Genomic DNA, 12230 nt, shown 5'->3' with positions numbered 1-12230 from the left:
GTCTATTCGGCCCGTAAAGAGACCTCTTAAGACGTTTTTTCTGGGGTTGAATTTACGAGGGGTCCCTGGAGTAGATAGTGTGTCACTGGCACTGAAACACTGAATCTGCCGGGCCGCGCGAAGATCTTTACAGGTTCTCGGAACAAAAGTTTTTATGTAAATACTTTTTTGTTTTTAAAAGCGACGCACTTCTGAATAAGAGCACTAAAAAAAGTATTTAAGCTATTGAAATCAGGTATTAGTAAATGAGCGCACAAAAAAAGCGTACACTTGTGACACTGCAAACTTGCAAATATTTGAAAGGCAAGGCTAATCTCCGCGACGAAGGAGATACGAGTGAGAAAACAGTTCCCGCAGTTCCTCAAAAAACTTTTAAAGGAGCGCCAAAGCCGCAACGAGCGCTATTCTAAAAGGGCTTTTGCGAAGCACTGTGGCGTTTCTATCGGGCAACTGAACGACTATCTTTCCGGTCGAAGAATGTGCACCGAAAAAACGGCTAAAAAAATCCTGGCAAACTTAAATCTTCCTGACAAACAAGCCGAAGCCTTCCAGTCTCCGGAAAGCTGGGAAGCATCTAAAGCTCACCGTCTTTCCTCCGAACGCTTTGAGATCATATCCGACCCCATACACTTTGCTTTTCTGGCCCTGACCACAGCAACCGACTTCGTGCTGAAACCGGACTGGATTGCGGAAAAACTAAAAATCTCTAAAGATAAGGTCGATAAAATCCTGCACAACCTGAAATCCGTCGGACTGATCGAAGTTGTTGATAAAAAAGTCGTCATACATCATGAACACGTTATAACAACTTTGGATGTTCCTTCCGAAGCCCTGCGTGCTTCCCACAAAAAATCATTGAGCCGAATTATTTCTCAATTGGACACCGTGCCCGTGGAAAAACGCGATGTATGCTCGGTAAGTGTTTGTATTGATCCTAAGAAGTTACCTTTGGTGAAAAAACGAGTTTTGAAATTTGTAGAGAAAACCGCGCGTTTTCTTGAAGCCGGAGAAAAGAAAGAAGTCTATGAAATCAATGTTCAAGTCTTTCCTTGGTCGTAGCATTCCGACTCTGTTCTTCATTTTGCTGTGGGTCCCCCAGTCGGCGCAAGCGATCTTCATTCGCGGTAACGGAGGCTTTGCCGTTCAGACTCAAGGCCTTTGGTTCGCTCAAGACGTGTTTGAACAGCAATCTAAAATAGAGGTTCTACCACGTTATTCCAAAGCCGAGCTTCTTCACGCGAAAATCACCGAGTATATTTTTAGACTTCGTTACCCTGTTGTGGCGATGGACATTTACACATCTATTCAATTCGGAGACTGCACGGCTTCGGATTTCACACAGGCAGAAACGTCTTATACTTTTCATGAAACGATGCGCGTTTTACGTGAGGCCCAAGCGCAGAATAAAATCACGGATTTTAAACTGGCGGCTATCAACTTCTTTGATCCTGCTCGCAACAGTTACCGAATCTGCACAACACCAGCTTTTTACCCACTTAGTATCGAACAGCGAGCTGTGCTGATTTTTCATGAAATCGCATACATCTATCTGGAACTCGAAAAACAAAACCCTCCAACCGCTGAAGACGTTCGACGTTTAGTGGCGCAAATTCTTTTTAAATAGGTTTTTTACATGGACTTGAAGACACAGGAACTCTCTACGAACGATCTACCTAATTCCATGCGCGAGGCCTTACAAAAAGAACTGCAGCGTCGCTGTCAGGTGAACCCGCGCTATTCATTAAGAGCTTTCGCACGGGCTTTAGAAATCAACCCTTCCCATCTTTCAAAAATCTTGAATGGTCAGATCGGGATCAGTGAAGATAAATTCGAACACTTTATCACTGTCTTGAAATTGCCTAATACCATCGTTCAGCATCTTAAGCGTCGCGACTTCTTCTTGCGCGAAATTGAAAAGCAAGGCCAATGGATGGAGCGCGTAGAGAAGCAGGTTGAATTTTTAAGTTTATCGCTGGATCAATTCCGTGTGATGGCCGACTGGTATCACTATGCCATTTTAGAACTCACACGTCTGGCCGATTTTCAATCGGATGTCGCTTGGATCCAAACACGTTTAGGACTCAGTGCCAACGAGACACAAGAAGCCGTGGATCGTCTTTTAAGATTAGACATGCTTGTAAAAGCCGACGACGGCAAATGGAAAGATAACAGTGACCATGTTTCTAACGGGACTCCCAATGGCACTGCCGATGCTCGCCGTGATCTACAAAAACAGATCTTGAATCTGGCGTTAGATGCTCTTGATGACATTCCCGTTGAAGAACGTCTTCAGTCTTCAATGACGATGGCGGTAAGTAAAAATCAAATCGAAAAAGCTAAGCAAGGTATCGTCACCTTTCAAAGAGCTTTTGCCACTCTTCTTCAAGAAGAGTCAGAAAAAAAGGATTCCGTTTATAAACTTTCTATTTCGTTTTTTCCGGTAACTAAGAAGGTAGATGTTCTATGATTCAAAAGATTTGTATCACGTTGCTCTTTGCAATCTCTTGCCAGGCTTTCGCTACGCATGGTGGATCTCACTCGATTCGCCTGAACTTTGCTGACGCAGCTCGAAGTTCTGAAGAAACTCCGCAATGGAAGGAAGGCTTCGGTGGAGATTTCAATGAAATCGACGTGATCAATCTGATCGCCGCTACTCGCAGCACGCTTATCGGATTTTCAGATGAAATTTCCCGCGATCTTTTGGGCTTAAAAAAACTGGCTGAAATTAAAAAAGGGATGCAGGAGTTTGATCTCGTGATCGATTTCAGCGCCCAACCGCTTTACCTTGATGGCGTCGAGAAAACCGCTATTAGCTATCCTAACGAAACACCCAAAAGGCTAATGATCTCTCTTGCGAAATGGGAACGATTGAATCAGCCTATGAAGGAGCAATTGATCCTTCATGAGTATCTTTTGCTTTTAGGCGTGCAAGATCAGGATTACTACTACTCCCAAAGAATTTGGTTTTTCTTAACGAAATATCCAGACCTTCTTCATCGACGCACGTTTGACGACTATATCATGAAGAAGATCACAACTTGTGATGCCGCTTTTTTTGAAGAGCTGGACAATTGGAAGTTTGACTGGATTTCAATCCTACTTCAGCGTTGGCCAAATATCGCCAGCGAACCACACTGCTCCTACTTGAAAGATCGCTTCTATGTAGCCAAGCAGCTTTATCGCCCCGTAATTTTTGTGAACTCTTCAGATAGTCCGTTGGCCTTTGCTATCGGCAAACGCATTCATGCTTTAGCGACATTAAGAACCGATTTAGATAGCAGATACTACTTGGACAAGATCGAGTCTCTTCTGCTGTATTCGGCGGCGACGGAAAACTTTCCGGTCTTCATCTATCAGGATTCGCTTCCGATCTACATGACCGCGCTTGAGTATGCAATTTTTTCCTATATTGATTCTTACAAAACATCTTCAGGTGAAACCGTGCACATCTTTGATGATATGGTCGTCGATCTTTTGATCAGTTCTATTACGAAAGACGAACTAAGAACTTTCCGCACGAAGCAGACCAAGCAAACCCTATTGGACTTCGCCATCTTGAGCCGAAACGCTTACGCCGTCGAAGCCATCAAGAAACGCTTGGACCTTCCCTAGTTTGTTTCAGCTATGCCGTAAGTAAGATTTGGATTTCCGTTGGTGCCAGAAACTCCACCGGCTCCTAAATAAGTTCTGGTTAAAGCGTCAGCAATTTCACCGGCTGTGGTGTCAGGATGAGGATCTACATCGCGGACTTCGACAGTCAGAGTGCCTCGTTCTAAGCTTGTAGTCCCTTGCTTTAAATCCAAACTTTGCCATTTCGATTGGCCCGGTTTTAAGATGCGCACAGACTGCACTCTATAAAAACCAGCTTCCAGCTCCAACTTTGTTATTAAAAGTCCCTCTGAGTTTAGAGTGGCTTTTTGAAGACCGAATGGAGATGTGGGCCCTTGCGCCGTTGTTGAAAATACACCGTCGTACTCTACCTGAGTGCCCGGCAAACCCGTCATGATAAGATGGCCTTCAACACTTGGTGTGACGATTCTTGGGACTTCCATCGTGAAGGCTTGCCCTGAAGTGACGACCATCTTCTTTTGAAGATAATCATTACGCCGATAAGTCGTTCTTCCGGTTTGAATCAACGAAACTGTGCTTCGAGTGGCGACAAGTTTCATGACTCTTGATAAGTTTGCGGGATCCATTCCAGTATCAACAGCGCCGTGACCGGAAAGGTAGTTCACACTTAACTCCATCGGAATTCCCGCATTTCGCAAAATACGTGCATAACGATATTGATCCGCCCACCCCACAATGAAATCATGCGAGCCAATGACCAAATACACTTGCGTTCCGGAACTCTTCAAAGCATTCACAAAGCGTGGACTCGTTAAACTTAAATTCGCATCCATCGTCGCGCGATCTTTCGACCCCACTAGGATGTGTGTGTGAGCTTCATTGCGCGTGTAACCTGTCATCTTGTTTCCAAGATTTGGATAGCGGAAGTCTTTTTTCCAAGTATCTAAAAGCCCGATCGTCCATTCGGCCGCTTGCATAAGAAAGGGAACCGTTGCGCCCGTCAGCTCTGCCAAAAAGCCAAAGTCCGCGGGGGGAACTGAGACAAACGCTCCCACGACTTTATAAGGGTACCTTTCTGGATTCGAGGCCATGGCCATCGCCGTAGCGCCACCACGCGAAGTTCCGGTCGCAATTATGCGATAAGGATCTGCGCCAAAGTGATCTGCTAAATTTTGAACGATGTCGTTAAACTGAGCTCGCGCCTTAGTGTTCACCGTTCGAGAGTTTAATCCTCCACCGCCGTTCCAAAGAACTCCGATGACAGGAACTTTGGATTCGGCCCACGTCCTGGAAACGACTTCAGGGATTTCAGACGTGAAGGACTGCTTCAGGTCGTAGGAGCCCGTAACAACAAGTGGATAGGTTCCTCGCTTTGCACTGCTTTTCCAATTAGGTGGTAAGAAGACATTCAGCAACGCTCCACTTATGCGTAAAGCATAAATCATCTGCACCGAACCTCGACCCTCGACGATTTTCTTTTTTGCGATACTCCAGTTTGAAAAGGAACTAGGACGGCGCACTTCCAAAGCGACGCCCGTCTTTTGGCAAAGATTGTTACTGAATGACCTAAAATCAGCGTCTTGATAGCGATAAGGGTCGTAGTCCGTACCGATATAGTGATCATAGTCTGGGATGAAACCATAATTGTACATACGACGAGTGCCGACCTTGTTAGGTTCACTTGTTTGCAATGTATCCGCAGCACCTTCGACGACGTCTACTTTTTCATTCGACCAGTGGGTTGATAAAGGGAACTCGAACTGTGTTTGCGAGCAAGGAATCATTTTTACCGACTCCGCTGCTGGATCTTCGGGAATCACTTCCCCTTCGCTAGCTTGAGCTTTTGATGAAGGCTCGATGATGGCGAAACTGTCGCGCGCGCAGTTTGTGAATAAAAAAGAAAGGCCTGCAATTGCAACCCCAAACATCGCAAAATAGCGGTATCGACGCGCTGACATGAATGACATAGTTTCCCCTTAAGAAAAGTCTAACAGCTTTTCGACGCTGTAAAATCTTTTCGCCGTCGCGATCCAATCAGAGTGTTTCAGCTTCGGTGACACGAGTGTTTAGGGAGTATGGAAAAAGTGGAGATCCAGTCTCTCATTGAAACAAGTTGGAGTCCTAAGTAAACGTTTTCAGTCCATTAACCAGCGACTGGACTTAACTTTTGCACTTCCTTTGCTAGAATAAAACATATGATTTCAATGCTTCTGTTCTTGAGCTTAGCAATGGCCCATTCGTATTGCACACCGGACAATGAGTCCACTCAATCTCTTCAGCAAATCCGAGAAGGTCTGTCTCTATCTCAAAAAGACTTCTGCGCCGATCTGCAAAGAATTTCTAAAAAACAAAAGCCTGTCCATCAGCCCCTCTGCAAAGCCCTTTGGGATGATGGAAAATCCTGGTGGAAAAAAATTGCGGAAGAAAAACCGGCCGAGCTGGACAAGTCTTCTGAAAAGTATCAAAACCCTTCGCGCAACGAGATGCTAAAAAATGGATTTTCTGTCGCCACCGCACAAGACTTGCAAAAGACGGAACGAAAATTCAACGAAGTAAAAAATCGCACGGCTTCTCAATGTTGCGGAAGCGATAAGAACTGTCTTGACGCCTTTAAAGCCACGACTCTTCAATTCTGCAGCGATCCTGTCGCAGAGAAAGACCATAATGTTCCCGATCCGTGTGCAGGCACCGCGGAAGCCTATTTCAGTGTGGATGAAGATAACTATACGAAAAGCTATTATGCCGGAGTCTTTGCAAACACACCTGCATCTGAAAAGACAGAATTTCTAAAACAAGTTCGTACCACTTATTCCGATTTCAATCCTGGAAAAATATATTCAGGTTATATCAGCCTCGGGAAATACAAACGCGGCGAAACTCAAGAATTAGACTACACAATCCGCCACGAACTGGGACACGCCTGCAACTATGTTCGCTTGCAAATTGGCGAAAGAAGTGGAACGAATCTTTCCACGGCGAACGGAGCCTACGAAGGCTTCTGTGGTCACGACCCGGCTGAACACTATAATTACACGGTGATTGATAACTTGTTGGCTGGAAAAGATGCGTCGGCATTAAAACAATGCATGCGTAATAAAGTGGAAAAAGAAACTTTTGATGCCAATGATTATGCCTTCATTAAAGACAGCTGCTTTGGCTCTAAAACCGAGGAAGCTCTGGCCGATGTTTTTTCCGCGCTGACTGTCAAAGAAAGTGAGATGCCCAACTTAACAATGCAACTGTGCTTTAACTCCCCTTCCGCTATTCATTCGGCGGGCCACTCGACATTGGATTGTGTACTCATCCATACGCCAGGATATGCGGCAAAGCTTTCGAGGGGACTTTCATGCACACAGTAATAGCTGCGTTATTCTCTTCATTGCTTTCATTTGCCCAATCTCCTTTTCAGATTGAAGTCCGCAAGATCGAACCCAGTAAAAAAGCAGAACCTTATCTGGAATTTTCTTTTGATGGAAAGGAATGCCATCTTAAGAAAGCAGGACTCCCCAAAAAAATTTCGCCGTCAGATTGCAAAAAAACAACTCAAAATCTTTTGAAATATTTAAAAGAACCTAAAAGCATCGGCGACTACCTGCATCCGCACCGTCGCTATTATCAAGTGAAAGTTGAAGGGGCTGAAGGAACATGGAGTCGCATTATACTTCGTGAAAAGACCCGCGTGTGCACTGCGAGCGGCCATTGCACCGAGCCCATTAAGACCACCCCTACGTTGATTGCTGAAGAACTTCTAAAGATATAGCGATCTATTTATAAAGAATCAGGTTCATTCCAGGCTCTTTACTTTGCGAATGCAAAACCTTTTTAAATCCAAGTTCTGAATAAATGGCTTCGCGCAAGAGCATCCCTTCACGAGCACTGAAAAGGGGCCTGATTTTCCACTTATTCAAAAGCCAATCTTGAATAGCCCGCGTGATGTCTTTTTCCAGTTCTCGCTCCCCTTCCACAACCCAGAAGTCAATGCGGGCGTCGTGGGTTTGGATAAGCTTTTCTTGTTCCGAATCTAAGACGTAGTTTTCTAAGACCGAGCTGAGCGGGTTTACGTACAAACTTCCGTAACAGGTCTTCTGATCCAGGGAATAAATCATGTAACCGTAAGCAGAGTGATCGATATTGTCCTGAAGGTGACTTGCCAAATCCTCTTTGTTTTGAAGCGCAGTGAATTCATCTTCGGGCCAAGTGGACTGACTCCACACTCTTAGAATATTTTTGCTTTTCATAACCGCTTCATAGTCGGACTGATAAAAATCCGTGTTCGTTGGAAATAGCAAAAATTCTTTTGTTTGAAGATTTTGAGGGTTCTTAAATGACGGCGTGAAGATCGAATTCATCCTTGAAAGTTAAACAAGAAAACCTGTTTTACCAAATGCTATTTCTTTGGGAGCCAAAATTCTTTGCTTTACCGTCTTAAAAGCCCGTGCTACGACTTCCTTGAGGGGATTTATTTATGAAATATTTAATTTTTACCGCTGCACTTTTCTGCGGTCTTTTCTCTTACGCTCAGACTGTAACCGGTATTAAAAACAGCCAGGCCATGGTGACTCTGGAAGGCAACGAAGGTTTGCAAAAAGGAACCTCCGTCCAATTTCTCAATCATGAACTGGAAATAGTGGGTCACGGCGAAGTTATCAAAATTTCAAATGGCGGAAAAAAAGCGCTTATCAAGATCCAAGCTGGAAAAGTTCAACCTGGAATGACTTTGGAAAAAGTGCCAGCGCCAAGTCAGGCAAACACAGATGCAACAACTTCGGCTCCGGCTCCAAGTATTTCCTATGCGGCTTTAAGTGATAAAGACAAAGACATTTTAGCACGCGGTGAAATCTCAAGAACTCGCTATGTCGTTGGCGGTATTTTAGGTACTTATCCTTTAGGATTGGGAATCGGTCACGCCGTGCAAGGTCGCTACACCGAAAAAGGATGGATCTTCACTGTTGGAGAGTTAGCCTCTATCGCAGCCCTGGCAGCGGGACTAGGAAACTGCACATGGTCTTCCTATGACAACGACAACTGTGAAAACAGCGGCGGACTGATTTTCTTGGGCGTTTTTGGCTATGTGGGTTTCCGTATCTGGGAAATCATCGACGTCTGGGCCGCACCTCCAGAACACAATCGTCGCTATCAACAGCTTAAATCCATGTATCCCGGTTCAGAGATCACTTTCCAACCTGGCTTCATCCCCATGGCTGGCGGTGGTGGTTTAGGCTTTCAAATGACGTTCTAGCTCATCCGCCACAAAGTCCTGTGGGCGTCAGCTCCAAGGAAACAGAAGCTTCAGAAGCGACCTTACTCTGGAATGCCGCCTTCTAATTTCTGCAAAGAAATTTTTGGTTTTCCTGTGACTTCATCCACAGGAACTCGGGAGTTCAGGTTTCCCCAAAACAAACCTGTGCCCTGATCATCGATACTTAGCTCCCAAGCAGGAAGCTCCCATGACACAGCGACGGGCTGTAGTGTGACTGCATCCGCCACGACGATTTCACCGACATCTGTAGAAAAGTAATATATTTTTCCATCCTTAATAAACCACGACGATTGTTGATCAAAGTCAGCTGGTGGTTGCCATGAGCCCCAAGAATTAGAAGCATCGACCGTGGCGACCCCTTGTCCGTAATCGTCGTTGAGCATGTAGCCATACTGGATATACAGCTTGTCGCCAAGAGTCTGCACACGGACGCCCGCTGCAAAATCATAACCGGCAGTACTTAACGGATTCCAAGGCAAGATGTTACCCGTTGCCATATCAAAAGCAGCCAATCCAGTGCGGGCCTCACCATTGGCCGAAGTAAATTCTCCACCCATATAAAGGACGCCCTGATAAGCTTTCATAAACATCGCGGAACCGTCTAGCGAAGGCTGCCAAGTAGTTAAACTGCCCGCTTTAAAAGAAGCTAAGCCAGTTCGTGCGTTTCCATCAATATTACCGAATCCACCAGAAAGAAAGACGACGTCACCAACAACCTCCATGGTTTTAATGGGCCCATCAGTCGCGTGAACTTGATATGTACTAGAGTTTAAGTCCGCCACGATAAGTTTTCCAATAGGATTCCAGTTTTCGTCAGGTCCCTCGCCAGCAATGTAGAGAAGGTCTCCGACCTTGCGCACGACTGCTACGGATTGAAGTTCTTGAGTCATATTTGGAGAAGGAATCCAATCTAAAATTTCTGCCTCATTCAGATTCACAAGAACTGCACCATAGCGTGCGGGTCCACCAAGATCAGCGGCGCCAACAAAGATTTCATCATCACTGAGCGCCAAGCCTTTGATAGGCGTTGAGTAGGAGCGCACAAGTGTCGAGATCGAAGACTCTGAAAGATCAGTGCGAAGACGAATCAAATCTAAACCATCGGCCACATAGACTTGACCGTTGCGCACGACCAATGCGTCAGGTCGGTCCCCATCAAATCCTTGTCCTGTTACCATGAGTGATCCGCCGGATTTTAGATCGTAAGCGGCCACATTTGGATTTTGAACGTCATTGAAACGACCCACGATATAAAGCACACCCTCGTTAATCTGGAAATCAAAGACGTCATTGATATCCGTAATCGTTGGTTGCCATGGCAGGACATTGCCACTCTGATCAATCGCTGCGAAATACTCGCGAGTCTGAAGATTGATCCCCACGGGCTGAGTGAAAAAACCATGAATGTAGACAGTGTTATTAAATTCTTGAACGAATTTAACTTTATCAAAGGTACCCGCAGTCGTGATGGGTGCCCAAGATTTTAAACTGAGGTTCGCGATATTCAGGGCCGCTAAACCATTTCTTCGCTGTCCCAAGATGTAATCAAAATCACCACTCAAATAAAGGGTTTGACCATCTTGGGAGACTGTCATTCCCAGAACATCGCCTCCCTGAACTTGGGCGTCGAAGATTTCAGCGTCCCCGGTTTCCGCATCGAGCACGGCAAAATCACTGATCACAGGTGCGCCGATACTTTGAAAGGTACCACCGACAAAAAGGCCTCCAGCCCCTAGGGCCACCGTCGACACTCCATCTCCACCAGCCGCATTGACATTAAAGTCTTTCACGGCTCCAGCGCCGGTCGTTGAAACGGCCGCGACTCCCGAGGCGTGTTTGCCACCGATAATACTGAAATCGCCATTTACATAAAGAGTTCCGGCTCCGTCGTACACCATGCCTCTGATAGTGTTAAAATCTGCCGTCTGAGTTGGATTGGGGTTCCAAGTATCTAAAGTTAAATCGCTGGTATGGTACCGGGCCAAACCATGATAAGGCGTTCCGCCGATATTGGTAAACCAACCACCAATATAAAGATATCCGTCAGCATACAACACGCTGCTAATTTCTGAAGTTGGCGTCGCTGTGGGATTCGCAAGCATATTTCCATTTTCATCAAAGATCGCAAGAGTCGAGCGATTCACACCATTTACTTTGAAGAACCCACCCACGGCATAAAGTTTAGATCCGTCGTAAGCTAAGCCCGTGAAACCCGAAATTGAGGACGCTGACTTTTGCCATAACAAGGCACCCGATGTTTTATCCAATGCAAACAAGCTGGGAAGGGCACTGTTATAGGAGTTGATGCGCGAAACAAAAACTTTTGTTGAAGTCACAACAATGTCAGTCACCGCCGTATAAGCTGGAGTGATAGAAGGAGTCCATGAAGAAACAATAGCGCCAGTATCGCCTCGTAACGCGACAACAGGAGTCGATGCAAGAGTGGGTGAATTTAAATTCGAACCACCCACGTAAAGTGTATTTGTAGATGAGTCGAACTCTAAGACTTTAACATTTCCAAAAATTTGAGCATTAAAAGAGGTGTCCAACTCCCCATTTGCGTGCAAATGAATGACTTCACCGACATACGCTCCTTTATATTCAGAATTACTTAAGCCGACGTAAAGCCCCCCCTGGCCATCACCGACCGAAGCTTCAACCCCGTCTGTAAAATGAATGTCTGAGGCTGACCACTTAGCAAGGCCCGTCGTTGTGTCCACGATGGATCCATAGGGATTGCTGATACTGGTGAAGCGACCGCTTACAAAGACTTTGCCGGCTCCTACAGCCATAAAAACTTCATCTGTCGCACTCACACCCTGCGGAAGATTTCCAAAGGCCACAAAATCTTTATTCAAAGATCCATCAGAGTTGACACGAGCCAAACCAGCGCGTCCCACTCCCCCAACTTCGGTGAAGCTACCAGATATATAGAAACCACCGTCTTTATCTGAGACAGTTCTGATGAGTTCTCCACCCGACACATTCACGAGTGCCTTGGACTCGTTCAGATTGCTCCCATAAATTCCAAATCCACAATTTCCAATCTGCGTAAATTGACCATAAAGAAAGCTCCAGCCATCCCCCACATCAACAGGACTAGCATAATCACCATTCACGCAATAGGTAGGTGCGGACGCTTTTTCGATATTGTTATTCGAAGGAAGAGAAGAGTGAGATCCGCCGCCCATCAACTGAGCATCCAGACTGCAACCAACTAGAGATAATCCGACAACGAACCAGACAAGGTATTTCATACATGTAATGTATCGGTTCAGGGACGTAACAACTGAACATCTCTAAGAAAAAGATCATCGAAAAAACACAATTCGTCCGGAAATTCTCAACTTCCTACGAAAACCAAAACGCCAATCACATTCTCGCTGCTCTATCAGGACGT

The 12230-nt window shown here is 45.6% G+C and carries 10 protein-coding genes; 7 read left to right on the top strand and 3 right to left on the bottom strand.

The annotated features are described in order from the left end of the window. Positions 1-336: 336 nt before the first annotated feature. The 4 genes from ACLWBD_RS05275 to ACLWBD_RS05260 are packed head-to-tail and all read left to right on the top strand — an operon-like array spanning position 337 to position 3612. Entirely contained in the window at positions 337-1059 is a 723-nt protein-coding gene (locus tag ACLWBD_RS05275) for a TIGR02147 family protein (protein WP_063209137.1), read from the top strand. Continuing rightward, positions 1025-1624, top strand: a complete 600-nt coding sequence (locus ACLWBD_RS05270; RefSeq protein ID WP_155722597.1) for a hypothetical protein — start codon at positions 1025-1027, stop codon at positions 1622-1624. The genes ACLWBD_RS05275 and ACLWBD_RS05270 overlap by 35 nt, the downstream gene beginning before the upstream one ends. 9 nt (positions 1625-1633) lie before the next feature. Next, positions 1634-2467, top strand: a complete 834-nt coding sequence (locus ACLWBD_RS05265; protein WP_413569867.1) for a TIGR02147 family protein — start codon at positions 1634-1636, stop codon at positions 2465-2467. Then, positions 2464-3612 carry a hypothetical protein gene (locus ACLWBD_RS05260; protein ID WP_063209132.1) on the top strand — a complete coding sequence of 383 codons (1149 nt, stop codon included), beginning with the start codon at positions 2464-2466 and terminating at the stop codon, positions 3610-3612. The genes ACLWBD_RS05265 and ACLWBD_RS05260 overlap by 4 nt, the downstream gene beginning before the upstream one ends. On the opposite strand, the gene ACLWBD_RS05255 is transcribed toward ACLWBD_RS05260, so the two are convergent. Beyond that, the gene (locus ACLWBD_RS05255; RefSeq protein ID WP_413569866.1) at positions 3609-5537 is read right to left on the bottom strand and encodes an alpha/beta hydrolase family protein; all 1929 of its coding nucleotides are present in this window, start codon (positions 5535-5537) and stop codon (positions 3609-3611) included. The genes ACLWBD_RS05260 and ACLWBD_RS05255 overlap by 4 nt on opposite strands. A gap of 228 nt (positions 5538-5765) precedes the next feature. On the opposite strand from ACLWBD_RS05255, the gene ACLWBD_RS05250 reads away from it, so the two are divergent. Together ACLWBD_RS05250 and ACLWBD_RS05245 are read left to right on the top strand one after the other, a co-directional pair. Further along, on the top strand, positions 5766-6929 hold the full coding sequence (locus ACLWBD_RS05250; RefSeq protein WP_063209128.1) for a hypothetical protein: 1164 nt from the start codon (positions 5766-5768) through the stop codon (positions 6927-6929). After that, entirely contained in the window at positions 6917-7330 is a 414-nt protein-coding gene (locus ACLWBD_RS05245; RefSeq protein WP_063209126.1) for a hypothetical protein, read from the top strand. The genes ACLWBD_RS05250 and ACLWBD_RS05245 overlap by 13 nt, the downstream gene beginning before the upstream one ends. A 4-nt stretch (positions 7331-7334) precedes the next feature. On the opposite strand, the gene ACLWBD_RS05240 is transcribed toward ACLWBD_RS05245, so the two are convergent. Further along, positions 7335-7919 (bottom strand): hypothetical protein, encoded by a 585-nt coding sequence (locus ACLWBD_RS05240; protein WP_063209124.1) that lies wholly within the window; start codon positions 7917-7919, stop codon positions 7335-7337. 116 nt (positions 7920-8035) lie between these two features. Here ACLWBD_RS05240 and ACLWBD_RS05235 point away from each other — a divergent pair, with 116 nt between their 5' ends. Continuing rightward, on the top strand, positions 8036-8809 hold the full coding sequence (locus ACLWBD_RS05235; protein ID WP_413569864.1) for a hypothetical protein: 774 nt from the start codon (positions 8036-8038) through the stop codon (positions 8807-8809). A 62-nt stretch (positions 8810-8871) separates the two neighbouring features. Here the strand turns inward: ACLWBD_RS05235 and ACLWBD_RS05230 are convergent, their stop codons facing one another. After that, complete coding sequence (locus ACLWBD_RS05230) at positions 8872-12087, bottom strand: hypothetical protein (RefSeq protein WP_413569863.1); 3216 nt, start codon at positions 12085-12087, stop codon at positions 8872-8874. Positions 12088-12230 lie beyond the last annotated feature (143 nt).

Origin of the sequence: Bdellovibrio sp. HCB117, assembly GCF_047305915.1 — a bacterium.
Taxonomy (GTDB): domain Bacteria; phylum Bdellovibrionota; class Bdellovibrionia; order Bdellovibrionales; family Bdellovibrionaceae; genus Bdellovibrio; species Bdellovibrio bacteriovorus_B.
This window is presented reverse-complemented; position numbering and strand designations above follow the sequence as displayed.